This is a genomic window from Wolbachia endosymbiont (group B) of Pilophorus perplexus (assembly GCF_964028155.1).
In the GTDB taxonomy this organism is placed as follows: domain Bacteria; phylum Pseudomonadota; class Alphaproteobacteria; order Rickettsiales; family Anaplasmataceae; genus Wolbachia.
The window spans coordinates 1407020-1429628 of sequence record NZ_OZ034754.1; the positions used below are offsets into that span (position 1 = coordinate 1407020).

Here is a 22609-nt window from a genome sequence, read left to right on the forward strand (position 1 = left end):
TGAAAATAATATAAATTCCGTAAATACTAGATTTTGCATAAGATTTCCTTGAAGCTTTTCGCTTCAGAATTCTTCTCTTGTGATCTAAGTATGTAGCAGACGATGTCATCCTAGTAGCCCCTTTGGTGTTATTCCAGTGCTTGACACTGGAATCCATTTTTCCATCATAAGAAACGTTGATTACTTTTATACTAGCAAATTTAACTGGATGCCAGTGTCTGGGCATTGGAATAACAAAAAGAGGGCAGGGCCCTCCTTATATATTAGATATAGGCTGAGTTATGATCGTGATAAACGTGATCGCTTGCGCAGTCGAATATTTTCACAAAACCATTCTCTAGATAGAGATTATATTCATGATGTTGATCTAATAACTCAAAGTTATCTTGTGTTTCTAAGCTGAAGTGACTTGAATCTGATAGCAATTCGTAATTTGGATTATCTATTTTACTAATGCTGCTTATTACTTTGCCATTACCATTTGATATAGCCAAACTATAACTATCACCATCCTTCATTATTTTGATGGATACCTTATCTTCAGGTAACACTATAAGCTTTTTCGTGTCACTATCGTGAATTAGAAATTTGCCATCTTTAAAGTAATACTTGTCTTCCGGCAAAGCACCAATCTTATAATCCGATGTATGCAGTTTGTTCCAAAAATCTAACACAGATTGCTTATCTGCTCCTTCTGCTCTATTATACAAGGCTTTCACATCATTATAATCTATGATTACATTTGCCTTATGCTTTCCTTCTACATCTCTATCATAGCTCTTTTCTATTTTCAAGATTGTGTCTTTCAACACTACCTGCTCTTTCTCCTCCACTGAAGCTGACCTTTTTGCCCTTGTTGGAATTTGTGGTTGATCAGACTGTATTTCACTATTGTCGTTTCTCTCTTCAGCAACAACATTAGTAGTACTATGAACTTCTGTCTTAGTTTCACTTACTTGCCCTTTTGGACTTTCGGTTTCCCTTGTGTATATCCTTTGATAGTCAGTGTAGCCTCTATTAGTGTCACTGATATCGCCATCACCTTGATCAAAAGTTATTTTTTTACTTCCATTTCCCATATCCTCAATTTCAACTTGAGGAGAAACAGATGATAGGAAATCGTTATAACTGTAGTTATAATCAGCAGAAAAGAATATTTTTCCTTTGAAGTTATGGAAATTATTAGATAACATTCCAATTTCTTCATCAGTATCACCATCAAATAGTTTTACTTTAGTGAAATATCTTTGATTGTTGATTCTCACTATTTCACCACTCGAGTTTCTTTGTATCTGATAATCATTTGGATCATGTTTAATGGTAAAAAGTTTACCAGGGGCATATTTTTCTAAGTTTATAAGGCCCACATTTATATGTTTATGAGAATAATCTCTCTTTTCATATTCATGTGCAAATACTGGGTCAATATATTTGTATTCGTCTGGTATGCTACTGTATTCTCTTCCTTCAGAATCAGATGGTGCTAATTTATATTGTCCATCTTTTTTCACCAATTTTAGGTGAGTAACATTGCCTGGCAATTGAAACCTTATGTTTTTTCCATGATCATGAATGAACAAGTTACTTTCATTTATAACTTCACCTCTTTCATTTTTCATCTCTTCAGTGATATAGAAGCCCATATTTTTGAATGCATGTAGATTTTCGCCTCCTTGCTTTACAACCGCTTCGTATACATCGTCGTCTGTTCTATCAGTCCCTTTATCATCCAATAATGTTCCTTTTTCTATGATTACGCCGCTTTCTCTTTGCTCATCAGAATATTGAGCATGCTTTGAATCCTGATGATTTAGAATTTTGGTCCCTCTAAGAAGCAGAGAATCTAAATCTTTTTGAATGTGTCCAGTGCTAGGATGCAACAATTCATTTTCATGTAAATGTGCTTCATCAAAGTATTCATCACGTTCAACTGTTCTGCCATCTATTAGAGAAGCTTTATAATGACCATTTTCTTTTGTAATAGCCATATAAGCACCTCCATCATATTGAACATTTAAGTTGTGCAATATGTCCTCGAAAACAAAAGTTTCTTTAGTTTGACCTTCAACTTGCTTAAAAAAGCCCGATTCGCTCGACAACTCTCCAAGCTTTGTATTCCCATCATATATAGATAGTGCACCCATATCTCCGTGACCAAGAGCTTTGATAGAGAAAACTTTACCTTCTTGTAGATTAATATGAGCACCTCTGATTAGGTTTGGATCGATATTAACCATCTCTTCTAACATCTTTTCTACATCGATGTTCTGAGTTGACTTTAACTGTTTTGAACCAGTGCTTATCATCTCATCAAGCAAGGATTTTTTCAATTCTTCATATCGAGAGGAAGAAGTAATGAAATTATATTGTTCCAAAAGTTTTTCACGAGAAATCTCTTGCCTATGGTATTTTTCACGTACTGCATCGGATTCCTTGCGAATCTGCTCATCCAGGGCTTTCAATGCATTATCATAAACTTTTTTTAAATTCTCATCGTAATTTGACAATGTCCTTAAAGCCTGACTTTTATACTCTAGACTGTTTTGGTATTCATTACCTTGTTGGTCAGAGTAAGTTAGTTTATCCTGTCCATCGGAAGTTTTTACTACCTTAAGGAAATGATATTCCTTTGATATATCAAGTGTATCATTTGTTGCTCTATTTATAGCACGAGCAACATCATAAAACGCAACATGTTCTACAGGAGAAAAACTTCCAACGTTTTCTCCATCTATTTTTTCTATATTTGCTTTATAATACGATACATCTTTAATTTCTCCACCCACTATTTCTTGACCAGTTGCTATAAAATCTCCTTTTGTAACTTGCAAAGCGTTGAGATGTTCCATTGCAGTTTCTGTATCATTCTCAGCAAGCCAACTTTTGAAGTCAGCATCATGTCCTTTTATGTCTTTCAAGAAACTTTTTGATTCATCTGAGTTACCTTGACGTAAAGCATCTAGGTAGTCTCTTAATAAACTAGGATCTTTTTCCTGTAAGTACATTATCAACGCATGGCCTGTCTTATAAACCAAACTATTTTCTTCGCTGTTATTTGAATATTTTAAACTTAAAATTTTATCTAAATCTAGATTTGCAGCTTCGGTTTTATCGATACTTGACCCTTGAGCATTGAACTTGTGATCTGAATGATGTTCAAAGTAATCTGCAATTCCCTCCATTAATACTGTAGGTAGAGATTTTCCTCCTGTAGCCAAGTAAGTCAAACCATGCGCAAATTCATGCTGAAGGTTATGAACGCCGCCTTGCTGATAGACATACATCTCAGCAAAAACATCAGCTTCTCCTTTGTAGTAACATTTACCACCTTCATCTCCAAGGTAAGAACCAAAACGTTCGGTTCCACCAAGGTGAGTGTAATCAGCCTTATCATCAAACACATAAATTTTGAATGTTTGTTCTGAGCTACCAGGCTCCAGCTTAAATGCATCTTTAAAATTAGTAGCTGTTTCTCTTATCTCACTTTCAATGTGAGCAACTTTACTTGCTCTTAAATTATGAGAATAAACTTCTACTTTAATATTTAAATCTTTAACTTCTATGATATGCTTATTGTTAAAGTATTCTTCTTTAGTTATATTTTTATTTATTTATTTGTTGATTGATTGTCATAATTCTAACCTCTAATTTATTAGTCTTTACAATATCAAGCATAAAGTGACTCATCTGAAGAAAACGTAAATTCTCATATTAGTATAGTTTATATCTTAATAAAAAAGTATAGATAGTTAACTCAATATGAAAAATCGAGAATATAGCTAAAATTCCATAGCTGTTAATAAGTAGCGGAATTATAAATATTAAGAAATTTATCAATTTTAAAAAAGGCAAAAAAATCCCTATATAGCGAGTTTTAATAATGTAAATTGATAATGTGCTAACAAGCGGATTTTGGCTGAATGTAGAAAAAATAAAAAAGACATGCAGCCGCTATAATTTTTATGTAATTTGCCAATAAATATCTGAGTTTTTTACTGAATTTTTGTTGTTGAACCCGCGCGGATCAAAAACAAGGATAAATACTCTTATTGGTATGATAAGGAAAGTGGGAAGGTTTGTCAAGGAATTTCATTCAACAAGAAGTCTAAAAGCAAATTGACTTCCATTTCACTGAAGCACTATACTAAAGCTACGATGGGTAATTAGCTCAGTTGGTAGAGCACTTGCTTGACGTGCAAGGGGTCGCTGGTTCGAGCCCAGTGTTACCCACGTTTTTTTGCTCATAAAAAGATTTTATATGACAGCAGTGCACAATGGCAAACACTCAATAGCAGAGTCCAAGCGCTTAATTTATTCCATAATAATAGTCGCAATAACAATGCTTATGGAGATAGCAGGTGGAGTAATTTCACATTCGCTTGCTCTACTATCAGATGCAGGACATATGCTCACTGATCTTTTTGCCTTGGTTTTAAGCTGGATAGCACACAAATTTTCAGCTAAGAAATCTGATTTACAGAGGTCATATGGGTATCACAGATTGCAGATAATTGCAGCATTTGTTAATGGTTTAACTCTATTTTTCATTGCAGCGGTCATTATAATTGAATCAATAAAGAGATTCATTTGTCCGGTCAATGTTGAATGGAAAGTAATGCTAATAATTGCCACACTTGGCCTGATCTCTAACATTATAGTCTTTTTTATATTACATAGTAAATGCGAAAGTAATATAAACATAAAAAGTGCTGTATTGCATGTTATCGGAGATATTTTAGGTTCTGTAGCTGCTATACTTGCATCCATAATTATCATGTTTACCGGATGGCAAATAGTGGACCCTATTTTGTCAGTATTTGTCAGTGTAATAATCTTAAACAGTGGCTATAAAATTCTCAAGAATTCTTGCCATATACTCCTTGAAGGTACACCTGAGAGTGTATCTGCTGAGGAGATAAAAAGTGAGATTGTATCTAAGTTACCTGAAGTGATAGATGTGCATCATATACATGCATGGTCACTATCTGATAATTATTTTATACTTACTATGCATGCCAAGATAAAGCAAAATGGACAACACACTAATATTTTGTATGAGATAAAAAAAATACTATTAAATAGGTTCGAAATTGCGCACTCTACAGTTGAAATTGAATACGATGAGTGCGTAGACAGTAAAATACTTAAGCATTGACATCTATAGGCTATTTGTTATTACTACAATATCATAATATTATAGAGAGTAGGCTATGATAGGTATTTCCCAAATACAATTTCCTGGAAAGGATTCTTACAGATTAAAGACAGCAAGTTACTTCGCAGCTTTTGTTTCTTTAAGCATTTTAGTTAATCCTGCCAATGTCTTTTTATCTTTTGCCACATTGTTTTTTAGATCTGAAATAAAAACTTTTTACGTTTATAAAGACATAAAAGCTGCAAAGCAGGAAAAAATAAGTAAAAAGGAATATGGGGAAATATTTTTTGAGAAAAATAAAATTAAAATAGCATCTTTCCTTTTATTTTTTGCTTCTGTAACATATCTAACCTTTACAACTACTTTTCTGCTCGTTTCGTTACTTGCAACAATACCACTTGCAATGGTTTTAATTCTATTACAAAGTGAATTAAGGCCAAAGGATTTTAATCCATTTACGTTACTCAAAGCTGCTATTAGTTTCTTTTTAGAAGGCATAAAAGAAAACTCACGTGGGCTAGTCAATAGCTTTGATATTAAGCTTGAACATTTACTACCCCATCAATTAAATAATGATATCATTAAAAATATTGACAAATTAAAAGATAAATATACTGAACAAGTATCTGAAGACACTATTAATAATGAGGGATTTAAAGAATTTATTGAATATATAAATCACTTACATATGCTTGATGGCCAACCATTTAGTAATGAGAATAAGGGAAAATTAGTAATGTTTTTGCAAGATTTTTGCAAAGGTAATGAGAAACATAGCTCTGGCTTCACTGGTGGACAAATTCTTCTGTTAGTTCTTAGAGCCTGCAATGATGGAGATAGAGAAGCTGTAAAAAATAAAAAAGACGCGTTGATTGCAAATTTACTAGATAGCCAAACTTTCTCTAGAAAAGAACGAATTCCTAACACATGTTTTACTGGTGTTATCTACAGAATGTTAAGTACATTAGAGGGTATTCATTCCGATCCAGAGATTAAATTTACACCACCTAGACAAATGCTCCTTACAGAAGCAGAAAATGAAGCACGTAAGTTTATGTTAGACAGGCTAAAAAATAAGAAGAACAGTAAAGAAATTCTTAGGGCTTGGTATAACGCCCAAAATAATTATGAAGATGATAAAAGTCAAAAAATAGTTGATGATTTTATTGCAGAAGTAAGTATTTCCTTAATGAGAAATTTACTGAGTTTTACTTCTCAATATAGTGAACAAATTGTGCTGACGTTAATGAAAAATATTAACTCTGTAAAGTTAAATAAATTAGAGCACTTTGCGCTGTCTCAGCACATAACAAATAAACTACAGGGGGATGGTTTAGACGATCAACTCGAAAACATCAAAGGAAAAGTCTTTTTGGAGCTTTTAAACCAAAATTTACTTAGAACAGATTTTTTTCTCAAGGACTCATCTTTAACTGAAGCTAAGAGAATAGCTAGCAAAATAATAAAAGAAGAAGTAAAAGAATTAAAATTGAAAGCCAAGAAGACTATTAAGGGTCAAGTGGCCAGAATGTTAGATAGTTTAAGAACGTTACCACTAGAGAAAAGGTGTTATAGGGTATACACGGAACTGAGTAAAAATAGCAGAGACGATAAAGAAGAAATAAAGAAAATTCTGCAAGAAAAGCTAGCAATAACAGAAGCAGTGATAAATAACATGTTAAAAAAAGAAGCTTCACACAGGCTAGAGATAGAGATTGAAGATATTTATAATCAAAATAAGCGCAATGTAACCACACTTTATGAAAAAATACAAGAAGTGAAGCAAAGATTCATTGAAGATGAATTTTTAATACCTCAAGAAGTAGAGAGTATAACAAGAGTAAAAATTACAATCTTAAATAAAGAAGATAAAATAATACCATCAAGCAGTTTATCTCGTAGTTTAAGTGTCAGTGATTTAACATCTAATCGCTTATAAAAACTTATGCTCTTTGCCTTGCAGAAGATTTGCAATATTTTTGTAATGCTTCAAGAAAATTAATATCGCTACAGTGAGTAGTATAAGGAATAACTCCTTTTGAAAAAAGAAAGATGCTATAACAGCTGCTGCAGTAGCAGCCAAGGAAGCAAGAGAGGAGTACCGAAAGATAAAAAATACTATTAGCCAGACAAATACAAATGCTAATGATATAGAAATGTTAAGTGCTATCAAAACTCCCAAAGTTGTTGCAATTCCCTTTCCTCCATTGAACCTTAGCCAAATAGGAAAGATATGCCCTAGAACTGCTAAAATTGCAGATACATATATATAAAAATCGTTATTATCACAAAATTGTTGTGCTGTATAAACTGCGATAAACCCTTTAGAGGTATCCAGAAATAACGCAATAGCAGCAAGAAATTTATTTCCTGTCCTTGCAACATTTGTAGCGCCAATGTTCCCTGAACCTACTTCTCTTAAATTTATATCATTTATTTTTGCAATAATTAAGCTAAACGGTATTGAACCTAATATGTAAGATAATACAAAGACTACAAATATCTCTATCATAGCAGAAATCTAGCTAATTTTATTATTCCTTAGCCTTTTTAGATAACATTGGACTTCATTGTTAATTTGATTGCTAAACAGTATAAGTGCTGTCATATTGATGAGTGCTAAACAAGAAAATAAAGCCCCACCAATATTAGCAATAGCCATTATATCTTTAGACAAACCTGACAAAAATGCAACTACTACCACCGCTATACGATATACTACTACACTTTTTACACCAAACAAATACAGCCATCCCATTTCACAACAATATACAAATGAAATTACTGAGGAAAATGCAAACAAAGGTGCAGCGATGGTTAAAAGTATAGGAAACCAAGAAGAAACTGTTTCAAATGCTTTTTGGGTGATCAATATTCCCTCGCCAATGCCGGTCTGATATGCACCTGTTATTACTATTGTTATTCCTGTCAAGCAACAAATTAACATTGTATCAAAGCATGGTTCTATCATCGCAACCAGCCCAGTTCTAACTGGCTCCTCATCTTTAGCTACAGCGTGAGTAATTGCAGCAGAACCAACACCTGCTTCACTGGCAAAAATTGCCCTTTGAATCCCAGCGACAAATGTTCCTACTACTCCTCCACCAACAGCATTGAAGTCTATCATACTGGAAAACAATATTTTCAATGTATTGCTAAAATTGTGAATATTGAATGCAATGATTGTGACACAGCTCAAAATATATATGAGTGACATAATAGGAACTAGTGCAGAAGATACTCTAGCTATTCTCCTTATTCCACCGATAATTACCAGAGCAAGTAACGTAGAAATTATGGAAGAGAGAAACCAAGGATGACCATCTATCCAATTTGAATAGCCAGATAATATTGAAACCATTTGGTTAGTCTGAAATGCTACACTTCCACCAAGACCTGACAATACAAAAAACACTGCATATATTGCAGCTATCACAATACCAAGCTTCTTAAATCCAAATTCCTCTAGTCCATTTCTTATATATTGAAAGGGACCACTGAATAACTGCTCCTGGCCTTCTGTTCTGTGTCTGAATGCTAAAGTTACTTCAGCAAACTTTGCAGACATACCAAAAAAGCCTGTGATCATCATCCAAGGTACCGCTCCTGGCCCTCCCATTGAAATTGCAATTGCAACACCAGCAACAGTTCCAAGACCTACTGTGCTTGATAGCGCGGTTACAAATGCCTGAAAATGCGTAATGTGACCATCATGATGATCTGTGTCATATTTTCCACATAAAATAGCGAACGCATGCTTAAACATCCTTATGTTGAGAAATCTAAAACGTAGTGTTAGAAATATATAACCAAAGGCCAATAAAAGAATTATAAATGGTACATGAAAGATCTTGAAAAACAACACTTCATTCATGAAGTTGCTTACTCCATTTAATGCAGTGTCATAACTTTTATGAAAAACTGAAGCAGCGTATACATCATTAAATGGTAGGCAAAATAACACTATATAAAGCATTCTATAAATCATGTTTAATACCTTTTGTAATAAGAATCTATTGTATTAAGACTTCCCTTCTCAGTAGATATATCGCAACAGCATTTGGAATCATAAGGCACATAAACAGGCTATCACCTAAATAAGATATAAATTCTATATTTTTTGATATACAGCTGATATACACTGAACCCACTATAAAAAACTGAAACAATATCAGTACTTTTTTGTTACCAAATAAGTACACTAGGGCAACTTCACAGTAGTAATAGTAAGCTATTATTGTGGAAAATGCAAAGGAAAACATTATCAGCGGAAGAGCTAGCTTGCTAAATAAAGGTAAGGCTGTTGAAAATGCTGAGCTAACTAACGTAATATCACCTACGGTATTAGTGATATGCATATCGGTGATAATTATCACAATACCAGTCAAAAATGAGACTAATATTGTGTCTACAAATGGTGCAATCATTGCAACACTTCCAACTTTAACTGGGTCTTTCTCTTTTACAATCGAATGTGCTATAGCTGCTGTTCCAGTACCTGCTTCATTAGCAAACACTGACCTTCTTACCCCTGCTATTAATCCACTCAATACTCCACCTCCTATAGCTGATTTGTTAAAGATATCTTGAAATATTATAGATAGAGCATTCAGTAGATTATTTCCGTTTACACAGATTAAATATATACACATGCCTATATATAACATTATCATGATCGGCCCTAAACCTGTTGCAACTAAAGCAATTCGCTTTATTCCTCCCAGTATTACAATTAATACAAATAGCGAGATAATAACAGATGTGTTGTATTCAAATAAGTTACTTGACAACGCTGCAATTTGATTTGCCTGAAATGGTATGCCGCCTAGAATCATTGCAACAAGCAGCATAACTGCGTAGATAAATGCAAGGAATTTGCCAGTCTTCATAAATCCAATCTTTGCAAGTCCATGTTCCATATAATAAAAAGCCCCACCAGTTGTGTTTTCAGAGCGATGAGTAAATGCAAGCACTACTTCAGCAAATTTTATTGACATGCCAAGTACCCCGGTAATTATCATCCAAAAAACTGCACTTGGTCCCCCTATTGTAATAGCTATTGCAACTCCTGATATTGTTCCAAGACCAACTGTTCCTGAAATTACCGTTGCAAATGCCTGAATGTGGGTGATTATGCCGTTATTATTATGGCTCTCTAGGTTGAATAGTGTTTGTATTCCATATTTGAACAACCTAAAGTTAATGAATTTGAATCGAATCGTACAAAAAACCCCAGTTGCAATTACCCAAATAATTATAAATGGTATGTTGAATATCTTTATATATAAAAAAGAGTTTAATAGATCAGTTACTTTTATAATCATGCTGCTCACTATTTTTTATGTAGCTGACTAGTTTTATATGCGTAATGTATATAAAGTCCGATACTTATTGGAATAGTCAAGATATAAACTACACCTAAAATTGGTAGTGTTATCCAGGGCTTACTTATAAAAAATATGATCAATATTCCAAAAAATGACACAAATATATAGGATAAACTTTTAGGGACATAAATGTATTTTGCAGAGAAAGTTGGAATATGACTTATCGAAAAAAATGAGATGGTCAAAAAGTAACAAGCTGTATTCTTTACGTTAAAAAATTGCTCTATAAGAAGTAGATATTCACTTTCATGAGATTGAAAGGTAATAATTATTGGAAACAGAACAAGTAAAGCGCATACAGGGGCTGGAACACCAGAAAAGAAAAATTTTTTCCAGTATAATTGCTCTAAATGTAGCGAAACATTGAATCTTGCAAGTCTTATTGATATGCAGATTACATATATCATTACTAAAATCCATCCTACAACTTTAATTTCATTTAACTTCCAAAAATATAAAAGAAAAGCAGGTGCTGAACCAAAATTTAGAAAATCTGCAAAAGAATCGAGTTGTGCTCCAAAATCGCTGGTTGATTTTAAAATTCTGGCTATCCTGCCGTCCATTCCATCTATTATTGCTGCAATGATAATAAAAATTGCTGAAAATTCCCATTGTTCATTAAATGTGAATTTAAGTGAAGTAAGGCCAGCACATAAACCTAATAAAGTTATAAAGTTTGGGAATAACTTGGTAATAGGTAAAAATTTACTGTTACTTTCATCGTTATTCATATAACATCAAAAGTAAGCTTTTCTTGTTTATTAAAATCTGCTATAATTGTTTCACCACCAATAACAGTTTGTCCTTCTGAAACTCTTACTTCTATACCAATAGGAATATAAATATTTACTCTGCTACCAAATCTTATAATTCCAAATCTTTCACCTGCTTTTACGCTCTGAGATGTCCTCAAATTACAAACAATGCGGCGTGCAATAAATCCAGCTATTTGTTCCACAATGATTTCTTTTCCCTTTTCATATTCAATCACAATAATCTGCTTTTCATTTTCATTACTGGACCTATTACTCATTGCAGAAACAAACTTGCCTTTCTTGTAGCTCATTGCCTTTATCGTACCAGATATTGGTATACGATTCACATGGACATTCAAAACGCTTAGAAATATGCTAACAAGCGTAAACTTCTTTTCTTCTTCATTCTCTTCTGATAAAGAGTAACTAACTTCTTCTATCTTTGAAATTACACCATCAGCAGGACTTAATATAAAGTCCTTATTGTTTGGTACAGCTCTTGCTGGATCACGAAAAAAATAGGTACATAATAACGTTGGAAATAAGCAAGTAATTCCAGCTCCCCAAGATATAGAGAATGCTATACATGTTACGATAAAGGAAACAACTATAAATAAATAACCTTCTCTGTTTATGTTAGGTAAACCAAAGCACATAATTTATTCTCGATAATTCATTATTAACAATTTATCATTTATAATTTCTCATGAAAAGCTTTTTTTCACTTCTTCACTTTTGGAATGGTTATATAAACATTTGCTTATATAACCATTGATAGAGATTAATTTTTAATGAAAATTTAATTTCTTAGCTATTGTTAATATTATTTTAATAAAAACTTAATAATAATTCTTAATAATATATGAATTGTTGTGTTCTTAATTTCGTATGACAGGGGAAATAGAAAAAGATGAATCTCCTTCCTTATACTCTGCAATTCGGATGGGTGATATTGAAGCTACAGAGCTGCTAATAAAGTTTGGTGCAAATGTCAATGATAATTATGAACGTAATCGTACACCACTACATATTGCTATCGGGTATAAGCAGTTTGAAATAGCGAAATTGCTGATAAATAACGGAGCAAACGTTAACGCAAAAACTGGAAATCATGGCAAAGATGACTTAACACCAATGCACCTTGCAATTTTTGCAAACACGCCAGAGTTTATAGAATTGCTAGCTAGCAATGGTGCGTCAATTGATGAAAGAGAAAGCACTGAAGGACATACACCTTTTCACCTTGCTACTTTATATGGAAATAAAAGTGTAATACAAGCCTTAGTTGACAAGGGACAGAATATTGAAGATATTGATAATAATGGGCGTACAGCTTTATTTTTAGCTATTAGGCAATGCACTGAAGCAAAGGATGATAGCAGAGTAGAAGTTATCGAGTATTTGATAAATAAACTCAAAGCAGACATAACGAAAAAAGATAATAATAACAACACAATACTTTTTCCTGCTGCTAATAATTGTCCTGGAAAAGTAGTGGAACTCATCATTAAACAATATATAGAAAGCTTTGGTAGAGATCGGTTGAAGAATTTTATCAATCACAAAAATAAAGCTGGAATGGATGCCTTGGATATTGCACTCAATAGTGGGAATGAAAAGGCCATTGAAGTACTTAGCTCATATGGAGCAGATATCGAGAATAAAGTAACTCCCAAGATTACTGTAGAAAAACCAAATAGTACCTTAGATGGAGCGGAAAGTATAGAAGTGGTATCCCCAATCAAACAAAAATAAAAGCAGCTCTAAATTCCTTGCTTTATTTACATTCTTTCTATAGCATGACATATTAATGTTAGAATAGGGTGTGTGTTATGTTTGCAGGTCAAAATAATAATCAACAGCAAAATAGAAATAGAGTACAGGCTTTAATAGAAAGAGTGCAAAATGCTTACAACAACACTAATAAAATTAAAAGATTCATTAATATAGTTTTATTGTCCCAAATTTGGGAGAAAAACCCTGGACTTGAAGTCCATCCTTTTAAGAATATAATTTTAAGGTGAAAAATCTGAAAGAATGTGGAATATTATAGAAAAAGCAGTCACTCTGTATATATATCACATAGTGTGGATAACAAAATATCGATATCCAGTACTAGTTGGAGATATTGGAAAGAAAGCTAAAGAAGTTGTACAAGAAGTATGTGCAAATAATCAAGTAGAAATTATCAGAGGTAGAGTTGCGTCAAGTCATGTACACGTATACGTTTCTGTACCCCCATACTTAAGTATTAGTAAGTTAGTGCAGTTAATAAAAGGAAAAAGTTCCAGAAAAATCCAGCAAAACTTTCCAGAGCTAAAAAAGAGATACTGGGTTGTGGGCAGTAGGCTACTTTGTCAGGACTAGCGGAAATGTAACTGACGAAATGATAAAAAATTATATTGAAAATCACTCTAAAAAAGAAGATAAATTTGGTGACTTTCAAGTCGAAAGTTAGCATTCTATGCTCTCTCTCAATCTTTGGATTTTAATCCATAGTGGTTGAATAGTAAGTATGATTCCTTCATTTTTTCTTCTTGTACAGCTCTCTTTGTATTTATCATTAGTAAATTATTTTTTCAAACCAAGGGAAAATGAAAAAAGATTATCAGCGTGGCCAAAAAATGTTATTAGAATAACATTAAGCATTTTTTTAATTATACACATTATTAATTCCTGTGTGCTTTTGGTACTGCCTATATTGTGCTTATGTTTGCTAAACAAATCACTCATTGAAGAAATACAGCAGTTTAACTATTTAATACAACAAATTCCAGAGGAAGAAAGGCCTATTTTCTTTCAAGATTTAGCAGCCATTCCTTTTATGGCACAAACTACTCATGACCCAAGTGCAGTTGCTAGTATAAACTTGAGTGTTGATAGACTCATAGAAAAGTATAAAGAGAATTTAAGCAAAGATGAATTCTATGTACAGCTAAATAGAGGCAACACAACCGACATTGAAGAGTACATCAAACAATCAAATGAATTTACAGAAGGCGATAAATCTCATGCACTTGAATGCTTAAGATTTATCAATAGAACAGGAGATAATTTTAAAGACAATCATAGTAAGTTAACATTAAAGCAAGCAGCTATTTTATGTTGGAAAGCCTGCAATGATAGAAATACAGGAACAGAGAATCAAAGAATTCCTTTGAGTGATGCAGGCATAAAAAATAGAAAGGATATGTTTGTAAAAGGTCTTGTAGACGCTGCAACAACTTATGGTAATCAAGGTCAAAGTTGTGCAGGTGGAACATACAATAAATTATTTGAGTCTTTATCTGGCTTACATCTATCAGTGGTTATTACACTCGATGGAGAAGAGGCTAGAGAAATGATAAAAGAAACGATCACACAAAAATTCCCTGAAATGGCCAGAGCCAATTTCACCAATTTCTCTGGAACAGAACAAGAAAGGATCCGTAGCGAGTTACCAGAGTTATCATCTGAAACAGTAAGGTATATTATGACTACGCATTCAGCTCTTGAGAGAAGGTGTCAAGAGTTCAGCAATAGATTAAACAATGATAAAAAGAATGAAATATTAGAAGAGTGTATGAGCAACTTATCCTGTGTTGAGCTAGAAAGTCCAATTGAAAGGAGAAGGTAAATTGTATTTGATTGTCGCCATTTATTTTAAAATATGAAGCAGAGTTTTGTATGATTATTTGAACTTAAGTTTATGTATTGAAATAACATGTAAAACCACTTCGTGTAGGTGATATGTTATGTTTTATCTACATGTCAAGGATCCTTCTCTCAACTTAAAGATGTTGCTAATCAGCACATACAAATGTAATATTAATTAATATTTATAAATAAAGCAATTCCATGGAAAGTAACTACAACGCCGACGCAATAAAAATCCTAAGAGGTCTTGATGCTGTAAGAAAGCGTCCAGGTATGTATATTGGTGACACTGATGATGGATCAGGCTTGCACCATATGGTGTATGAGGTTGTTGATAATGCGATAGATGAGTCTTTAGCTGGTTATTGTAGTAAGATTGAAGTTAGCATAAATGAAGATGGTTCAGTTTCTGTAACCGACAACGGTCGTGGCATTCCAACAGACATTCATCCAGAGGAAGGAATATCGGCAGCAGAAGTAATAATGACCCAATTGCATGCAGGAGGTAAATTTGACAGCAATACCTATAAGGTTTCCGGAGGATTACATGGTGTTGGAATTTCAGTTGTGAATGCATTATCAAGTTGGCTGGAATTAACCATCTGGCGCAATAAAAAAGAACATTTTATGCGCTTTGAAGATGGTGAGTCTATTGAATCTTTAAAGATAATTAATGAAAACACAAATAAAAGAGGAACTAGAGTAACGTTTATGCCATCAACGGGGACTTTTAGTAGTATTGATTTTAGTTACTCCACTCTTGAGAGTCGCATCAGAGAATTGGCATTTTTAAACTCAAATATTGAGATCATTTTGCGTGATCTCCGTAATAAACCACATGTAGAGTCTCATTTTAACGATAGTAAAGAGTCTGAAGATAATTTTGGTACAGCTAATTTTGTACGGTACTTAGACAAGAATAAGACACATGTTACTAAAATTGCCAGCATTAGAGATAATGTAAAAGATCTAGGTACCAGTGTAGAAATATCAATGGAGTGGAATGATTCCTACTATGAGAATATGCTATGCTTCACAAATAATATAAGACAACGGGATGGTGGTACGCATTTGGCAGGGTTTAGATCTGCACTAACCAGATGTATCAATAACTATGCAAACAATGAAGGTTTTTTGAAGAAGGCAAAAGTGAATTTGACTGGAGAAGATGTTAGAGAAGGCTTAACTTGTGTTTTATCTCTCAAGATGCCTGATCCTAAATTTTCTTCACAGACAAAAGATAAATTGGTCAGTTCTGAAGCGCGGGCAGTTGTAGAGAGCATAGTTTTTGACAAGTTGAGTACAATACTTGAAACTGACCCCAAGTTAGCAGCAAGTATAGTAGAAAGAGCGATTAGGTCAGCAAAAGGAAGAGAAGCCGCAAGAAAAGCACGAGAGTTAGTTAAAAATAAAAACAATATTAATATTGCAACTCTACCGGGAAAGCTTGCCGATTGTCAGGAAAAAGTTCCTGAGTTATCGGAATTGTTTATAGTAGAGGGTAATTCCGCAGGTGGTACTGCAAAGCAGGGACGTAATCGTAAAACACAGGCGGTACTTGCTTTAAGAGGGAAAATTCTAAACGTAGAACGTGCAGGGCTGGATCGTATTTTTTCATCTGCAGAAATTGGCTCTCTGATCACGGCAATTGGGGCTGGAATAGGGAGTGAGCACTTCGATATTGAAAAAACTAGGTATCATAAAATTATCATTATGACAGACGCAGACGTTGATGGCTCGCATATAAGAACTTTGATTCTAACTTTCTTTTTTAGACATATGCGTGAAGTAATTGAGAAAGGGTATTTATACATAGCGCAGCCACCGCTCTATAAAGTTACAAAAAATGCTAAAGATACTTATATCAAAGATGATGAAACTTTTGAAGAGTATATAGTAAATTCAGCGATTAAAAGATTAACATTAAATGGTGTAGGCAAAGATTTGCGTTTCGTTTTGAATAAGTGCCTCAGTATTTCAAACATTAGCAAAAATTATGATAGGGAAATACCAAAAGATCTCTTAGAATCATTGCTAATTTTAAGCAAAAAGAATGCTCTATTGTCTGCTGATGAGATATTAAAATATTTAAAATTGATGTATAGTGAATATAATTGGGAAGTAGAAGTAAAAGATGAGGAAATTCACATTGCTAAATTGTTTCAAGGGTTAGCAGACAAATATGTATTCTCGCTTAGTATGCTTGAAAGTAAAGAAATACGGAATATATTGAGTTCTCTTGATAACATAATTGACTTATTTAATGGTGATTCATTTTTACAGTCGCAAGAAACTGAAATAAAAATAAAGTCTCCAAGTGCACTCGCAAAAATAGTGATGGATTATGGTAAAAAAGGTTTAACTCTGCAGAGATTTAAAGGCCTTGGTGAAATGAATGCTGATCAGCTTTGGGAAACTACACTCAATCCAGAAACTAGAACTCTGTTAAAAGTTGAAATAAAAGATTGTGAAGAAGCAGATAGTATATTTTCGGTGTTAATGGGTGATATAGTTGAACCACGTCGTGACTTTATAAATAACAATGCACTTAACGTGCATGATGTTGATATTTGATTTTAGAAACGCTAAACCCTTATGGCTTAGCATTGTGTGCCAAACCGGCTATTTAAAACGTACTACTAACCAATCCATTTCAGAAATCTGAATTGATCTCGGTTGTATTTCCGTTTTCGATCATAAATATATAGATTTTCTGCCCTATTGTTGTTATAATTAACACCTTGCTAAATTGAATATTAATGAATGAATTGAGAAGGCTCACTATTACAGAGATGCATGATGGACTAAGGCGGGGGGATTTTTCTGCTGTTGAGCTTGTAGAGACGCATGTTAATGCAGTTGAAAATGAGCAACTAAATGCATTTGTAACAAAAACCCCAGAAATCGCGATAAAAGCTGCTAAAATAGCAGATGAATACTTCTTGAAACAAAAAGATAATATTTCACCACTTATGGGCATACCAGTTGGTGTTAAAGATTTATTCTGTACAAAAGGAATAAAAACAACAGCATGCTCAAAAATGCTGGAAAATTTCATCCCTACTTATGAATCTACGGTATCTAACTTGCTTTTAAAAAATGGAGCAGCCATGCTTGGTAAACTTAACATGGATGAGTTTGCTATGGGTTCTGCGAACACAAACAGCTATTTTGGTCCTGTTAAAAATGTATGGATTAGAAAAAGTGACGGAGAAAAAGTTGTTCCTGGTGGATCATCTGGTGGATCTGCAGCATCAGTTGCTGGGTTTTTATGTGCTGGAGCACTAGGAAGTGATACTGGTGGTTCTGTACGCCAACCAGCAGCTTATTGTGGAGTTGTTGGAATAAAGCCAACTTATGGAAGGTGTTCGCGTTTTGGTATGATTGCGTTTGCAAGTTCTCTCGATCAAGCAGGAGTAATTACTCGTTCCGTTTCTGATTCAGCATTAATGCTTGAAATAATTTGTGGCTATGATGAAAAAGATTCAACATCGAGCAAAAGGACAGTGCCTAAATTTTCCAGTTTTATAAATGGTGATATTAAGGGTAAGCGCATTGGTATACCAAAAGAGTATAAGATGGATGGAATTTCAGAAGAAATCGTTCATCATTGGGAAAAAGTTTCTTCCAATTTAAAAGAAAATGGTGCTGAAGTTGTTGACATTACTCTGCCTCATACTAAATATGCGATACCGGTTTACTATCTAATTTGTTCTGCTGAAACTTCATCTAACCTTGCTCGCTATGATGGTGTACGTTACGGATTCAGGGTTGATGCTGATACCCTTGAAGAAATGTATTCGCTAACAAGAGCAGAAGGTTTTGGTAAAGAAGTGAAAAGGAGAATTTTAATTGGTGCTTATGCGCTTTCTTCAGGTCATTACAATGAGTATTATGAAAAAGCACAGTGCATTAGGGCATTAATTAGAAATGATTTTATAAAAGCGTTTGAAAAAATAGATTACATACTTGTGCCATCTGCTCCAACAGAAGCTTTTGGCTTAAATGAAAAGCCAGACCCGCTAATTATGTGCATCAATGATGTGTTTACCGTGCCGGCAAGCTTAGCGGGGTTACCTGCTATTTCTGTTCCTGTTGGACTTTCCAATGAAGGCTTACCACTTGCTTTGCAAGTAATTGGAAATTATTACGATGAAGCTGGAATATTAAATATGGCAAGTGTGATAGAGCAAAATTGTGGCAGAATAGTTAATTCCCTTACGTAATATGTTTTCTTATAGTAACTATAGCATTATGATTATTTTGGCTATAGGAAACAAGAGCTTGATTTTTACAGCTAAATAACAGACCATCAAAGGCACACATAAATATCTACAATGAAAGAAAAAACTTTCACAATCATTGATGGTTATGGTTTTCTTTTCAGAGCTTATTACGTTTTGCATCATTTGACTACCACAGCTGGTATTCCAGTAGGTGCTGTGTACGGTTTTCTTAATATGGTTCTGAAGTATATTTCCCATTCGGACTACTTAACTATAGCACTTGATTCTGGCAAAAAAAATTTCAGGCACAGTTTATATTCTGAGTACAAAGCAAACAGAGTAACACCTCCTGAGGATCTAATTCCACAATTTACAATACTGAGAGAAGCGGTAGAAGCTTTTAACTTCAGCTATGAAGAGATTGAAGGCTATGAAGCAGATGACATAATTGCAACACTAGCTGCAAAATATGCCAACCACGAAGACTTTAAAGTAGTAGTAGTCTCATCAGATAAAGACTTATTTCAACTTTTGAATTACAACATTCTAATATTTGATCCTATCAAAAATATATACGTAGATGAAAAACAAGTGATAGAAAAATTTGGTGTAAATTCAAATAAGCTTCTTGATTTATTTTCTCTAACTGGAGATGCATCTGATAACATTCCAGGCGTTCCAGGAATAGGGCCAAAGACTGCAGCTAAATTACTAGATGAATTTGATTCATTGGATAACATTATAGAAAACATCAATAACATTGAGCAAACAAGAGTTCGTAATATTCTTACTGAGCATAAGGAAAAAGCACTAATTTCAAGAGAACTTTTGTCACTATGCAAAAAAGTAGATCTTCAACATGATATTGTAAAATATGAAGTCCATCCTCCAAATATGGAAAAATTGTTATCCTTTTTGAAGAAATATGAATTTAATTCATTGATAGGAAAAGTAGAAAAGCTTTTTTCTTATAGTGGATCTAGCACAAAAGAGAAAACAGAATATAGTAGTGAAGAATTAGAAAAATTTTTGGAGTATTGCAGATATGAAGGTAAAATTGCAATTCATTGCCACTTTGAAAACAATGCATTAAACGAAATCTCCTTATCTTGCAGTGAAGATAATATTTTCTACATAGATCAAAGCTGCCTACAAGATGCACTCACTATAATAAATTCAACTTTATTTTCAAATGGGGTGCTTAAAATAATACATGATATTAGAAAGATCAGAGAAATATTTCCTACAATAGAGAGAGTGCTAGACTCAATTGATGACTTGATGATCATGTCATATAGTTTTGACACAGGTAAGCATGATCACAGCATTCCAAACATAGTTGCGCATAATTTGAGTGAGAATGTAGAAAATTTTTCGGCAAAAACTTTAATGGCGATCCATGAGAAACTGACACAAAGATTATTTCAGGAAAAACTTTTTACGATTTACGAACGCTTCGACAGGCCTCTCATGAAAGTAGTATTTGATATGGAGAAAAATGGAATACTGCTCAATATTCAAAAACTACAGGAATTGTCTGATAAGTTTGAGCAGCTAATTGCTGTACTTGAAAACGATATACATAATTTAGCAGGAGAAAAATTCAACATTGCATCGCCAAAACAATTAAGTGATGTTTTGTTTAATAAAATGGAGCTAAGTAAAAAGAAAAAGTCAAAATCTGGGTCGTATAGCACTAATTATGAAGTTCTAGAGGCTCTTGAAGAAGAAGGAGTAGAAATTGCAAGTAAAATTTTAAATTGGCGACATTTAAGTAAATTAAAGGGTACCTACACTGATGCGCTAATAAAGCAAGTTGATCCTATTGATGGTAGAATACACACAAGTTTCTCAACAACTGTGACTGCAACTGGAAGGCTGAGCTCGAGCAACCCTAACTTGCAGAATATTCCTATCAGGAGCGAAGAAGGAAATTTCATCAGACAAGCATTTATTGCACCAAAAGGTTGCAAGATAATTTCTGCCGACTATTCACAAATAGAATTAAAACTCCTGGCACACGTTGCAAATGTTACCGCATTTAAAGAAGCTTTTGCAAACAGGCAAGATATTCATGATATCACTGCAAGACAAGTTTTTGGAGTGCAAGAAATAGATGAGCAATTAAGACGCAAAGCAAAAACCATTAATTTTGGCATTATATATGGCATTAGTCCATTTGGCCTTGCAAAGCGACTTGGCATTACCTTTCAGGAGGCTGCTGAATATATTAATTACTATTTTTCTTGTTATCCAGAAATAAAAGCCTATATGGAAAAAGCAGTATCTATCGCAAGACAGCACGGTTATGTAGAGACTTTGTTTGGTAGAAGATGTTTTGTAAGAGACATCAACAATAAAATTCCTTATCTAAGACAATTTGCAGAAAGGGCAGCAATAAATGCACCACTGCAAGGAACCGCCGCTGATATAATAAGACGTGCAATGATTCAGCTTTTTGATCAATTGAAAACAGGTAAAATAATCCTCCAAGTTCACGATGAGCTACTAGTTGAAGTAGAGGACGACAAGGTACAAGAAACAGCAAAACTTATGAAAGACGTAATGGAAAATGCGATAGAAATCTCTATACCACTTGAAGTAGAAATAAAAATTAGCGACAACTGGGGCTTTTCTTAATTATACCGTAGACCCTAAGAACCTGTCTTGAAAGGACTTAAGTAGTATCTGTTCAGATGCATGGCTAATGTGTAAATATTGAAGCAAAAATAATGTCATCCCAGTGCTTGACACTGGTGCTCACAAGCAACCTAATCATAGATATTAAAAGCAACGCTTTCAATGAGACTACAAAAGGCTGGATTCCAGTGTCTGGGCACTGCCTTATTGTTGTAAATTCACTTTTACCTTATTTTGCCACACCCCTGAACGGATGCCTTGAGTGGTTAATTTCGCAAGTATAATAGTAGTCATATTAAAGAGTTCTTGAAGTAAGGAGAGCACGTTAAGCAAACAACGTTTACCTAAAATTCTGTGACATTAGCAGCTTTCTTGCCCCGTTTTCAGTAAACAGTGATTTTTCTATATATTAGAAAAATTTTTATTTTAATTAGCGTTAAACAATAGGCGCCTATTGGTTTTTAGCTAAAGTAAAGGTCAAATATCTGGAATTCTGGACATAAAATCCCCCTGTGTAAAAAAAAGATTAGAAAAAAGTGCAGCGCACATACAACAGAGATTAAGCATATTTACATGCACTAAAGAAGATACGCTACGCTTTTTGATTAAAAATTTGACTGAAAAGTCTGCAGACAAAGATAGATTTTGAGCTCTTAAAATATCTCTAACTGTAATTATAATCAGATTTAAAATATATGGAAGCAATTTTTTACATTCCCTTATCATTTGTTACTTTTCTATTTCTTGCTTTATTCTTTTCTTTTTTCCCTTTCAAGACAGGTTCTAAGAAATTTGAATTAATGCGAAAAA

General features: G+C 33.7%; 13 protein-coding genes, 1 tRNA gene and 2 pseudogenes. 10 read left to right on the forward strand and 6 right to left on the reverse strand.

Annotation, left to right across the window (positions count from 1 at the left end; genetic code table 11):
- Nucleotides 1-263: 263 nt before the first annotated feature.
- Nucleotides 264-3611, reverse strand: coding sequence for a peptidase M2 (locus ABWU28_RS06815; RefSeq protein ID WP_410541995.1), 3348 nt, complete (start codon nt 3609-3611; stop codon nt 264-266).
- A gap of 546 nt (nt 3612-4157) precedes the next feature.
- Between ABWU28_RS06815 and ABWU28_RS06820 the strand changes: the two genes are divergently transcribed.
- The 3 genes from ABWU28_RS06820 (at nt 4158) to ABWU28_RS06830 (ending at nt 7094) form a co-directional block, all read left to right on the forward strand.
- Nucleotides 4158-4230 (forward strand) — tRNA-Val (locus tag ABWU28_RS06820).
- Nucleotides 4231-4258: 28 nt separating this feature from the next.
- Entirely contained in the window at nt 4259-5155 is an 897-nt protein-coding gene (locus ABWU28_RS06825; RefSeq protein ID WP_007302486.1) for a cation diffusion facilitator family transporter, read from the forward strand.
- Nucleotides 5156-5210: 55 nt separating this feature from the next.
- Nucleotides 5211-7094 (forward strand): hypothetical protein, encoded by a 1884-nt coding sequence (locus ABWU28_RS06830; protein ID WP_353275192.1) that lies wholly within the window; start codon nt 5211-5213, stop codon nt 7092-7094.
- On the opposite strand, the gene plsY is transcribed toward ABWU28_RS06830, so the two are convergent.
- From plsY to ABWU28_RS06855, 5 genes and pseudogenes are all read right to left on the reverse strand, one after another.
- A complete protein-coding gene (gene plsY, locus ABWU28_RS06835; RefSeq protein ID WP_410541994.1) occupies nt 7089-7667 on the reverse strand; it encodes a glycerol-3-phosphate 1-O-acyltransferase PlsY in 579 nt (192 codons plus the stop codon). The two genes, ABWU28_RS06830 and plsY, sit on opposite strands and share 6 nt — an antisense overlap.
- A gap of 9 nt (nt 7668-7676) precedes the next feature.
- Complete coding sequence (locus ABWU28_RS06840; protein WP_353275193.1) at nt 7677-9143, reverse strand: alanine/glycine:cation symporter family protein; 1467 nt, start codon at nt 9141-9143, stop codon at nt 7677-7679.
- Nucleotides 9144-9145: 2 nt separating this feature from the next.
- Nucleotides 9146-10479 (reverse strand): annotated as a pseudogene (locus tag ABWU28_RS06845) (alanine/glycine:cation symporter family protein).
- 8 nt (nt 10480-10487) lie between these two features.
- The gene (locus ABWU28_RS06850; RefSeq protein ID WP_015588307.1) at nt 10488-11273 is read right to left on the reverse strand and encodes a CDP-alcohol phosphatidyltransferase family protein; all 786 of its coding nucleotides are present in this window, start codon (nt 11271-11273) and stop codon (nt 10488-10490) included.
- Nucleotides 11270-11953, reverse strand: a complete 684-nt coding sequence (locus tag ABWU28_RS06855) for a phosphatidylserine decarboxylase (protein ID WP_353275194.1) — start codon at nt 11951-11953, stop codon at nt 11270-11272. Before ABWU28_RS06855 ends, ABWU28_RS06850 begins: the two co-directional genes overlap by 4 nt.
- 232 nt (nt 11954-12185) lie before the next feature.
- Between ABWU28_RS06855 and ABWU28_RS06860 the strand changes: the two genes are divergently transcribed.
- The 7 genes and pseudogenes from ABWU28_RS06860 (at nt 12186) to polA (ending at nt 21799) form a co-directional block, all read left to right on the forward strand.
- Nucleotides 12186-13052 carry an ankyrin repeat domain-containing protein gene (locus ABWU28_RS06860; protein ID WP_019236893.1) on the forward strand — a complete coding sequence of 289 codons (867 nt, stop codon included), beginning with the start codon at nt 12186-12188 and terminating at the stop codon, nt 13050-13052.
- A 77-nt stretch (nt 13053-13129) separates the two neighbouring features.
- Entirely contained in the window at nt 13130-13321 is a 192-nt protein-coding gene (locus ABWU28_RS06865) for a hypothetical protein (protein ID WP_353275195.1), read from the forward strand.
- Nucleotides 13322-13336: 15 nt separating this feature from the next.
- A pseudogene (gene tnpA, locus ABWU28_RS06870) lies at nt 13337-13755 on the forward strand (IS200/IS605 family transposase).
- A gap of 255 nt (nt 13756-14010) precedes the next feature.
- Nucleotides 14011-14913: a hypothetical protein gene (locus ABWU28_RS06875; RefSeq protein WP_353275196.1), complete on the forward strand. Its 903-nt coding sequence runs from the start codon at nt 14011-14013 to the stop codon at nt 14911-14913.
- Between the two features lie 221 nt (nt 14914-15134).
- Nucleotides 15135-17507: a DNA topoisomerase (ATP-hydrolyzing) subunit B gene (gyrB, locus tag ABWU28_RS06880; protein WP_052264704.1), complete on the forward strand. Its 2373-nt coding sequence runs from the start codon at nt 15135-15137 to the stop codon at nt 17505-17507.
- 185 nt (nt 17508-17692) lie between these two features.
- Nucleotides 17693-19159 carry an Asp-tRNA(Asn)/Glu-tRNA(Gln) amidotransferase subunit GatA gene (gene gatA / locus ABWU28_RS06885; protein ID WP_254229927.1) on the forward strand — a complete coding sequence of 489 codons (1467 nt, stop codon included), beginning with the start codon at nt 17693-17695 and terminating at the stop codon, nt 19157-19159.
- 111 nt (nt 19160-19270) lie between these two features.
- Nucleotides 19271-21799 carry a DNA polymerase I gene (gene polA / locus ABWU28_RS06890; protein ID WP_353275198.1) on the forward strand — a complete coding sequence of 843 codons (2529 nt, stop codon included), beginning with the start codon at nt 19271-19273 and terminating at the stop codon, nt 21797-21799.
- The last annotated feature ends 810 nt before the right edge of the window (nt 21800-22609 follow it).

Bases quoted from the DNA above. Each gene is read 5' to 3' on its own strand.
- ABWU28_RS06825 (WP_007302486.1), top strand. From the start codon at position 4,259: ATGACAGCAGTGCACAATGGCAAACACTCAATAGCAGAGTCCAAGCGC.
- ABWU28_RS06830 (WP_353275192.1), top strand. From the start codon at position 5,211: ATGATAGGTATTTCCCAAATACAATTTCCTGGAAAGGATTCTTACAGA.
- plsY (WP_410541994.1), bottom strand. From the start codon at position 7,667: ATGATAGAGATATTTGTAGTCTTTGTATTATCTTACATATTAGGTTCA.
- ABWU28_RS06840 (WP_353275193.1), bottom strand. From the start codon at position 9,143: ATGATTTATAGAATGCTTTATATAGTGTTATTTTGCCTACCATTTAAT.
- ABWU28_RS06850 (WP_015588307.1), bottom strand. From the start codon at position 11,273: ATGAATAACGATGAAAGTAACAGTAAATTTTTACCTATTACCAAGTTA.
- ABWU28_RS06855 (WP_353275194.1), bottom strand. From the start codon at position 11,953: ATGTGCTTTGGTTTACCTAACATAAACAGAGAAGGTTATTTATTTATA.
- ABWU28_RS06860 (WP_019236893.1), top strand. From the start codon at position 12,186: ATGACAGGGGAAATAGAAAAAGATGAATCTCCTTCCTTATACTCTGCA.
- ABWU28_RS06865 (WP_353275195.1), top strand. From the start codon at position 13,130: ATGTTTGCAGGTCAAAATAATAATCAACAGCAAAATAGAAATAGAGTA.
- gyrB (WP_052264704.1), top strand. From the start codon at position 15,135: ATGGAAAGTAACTACAACGCCGACGCAATAAAAATCCTAAGAGGTCTT.
- gatA (WP_254229927.1), top strand. From the start codon at position 17,693: ATGAATGAATTGAGAAGGCTCACTATTACAGAGATGCATGATGGACTA.
- polA (WP_353275198.1), top strand. From the start codon at position 19,271: ATGAAAGAAAAAACTTTCACAATCATTGATGGTTATGGTTTTCTTTTC.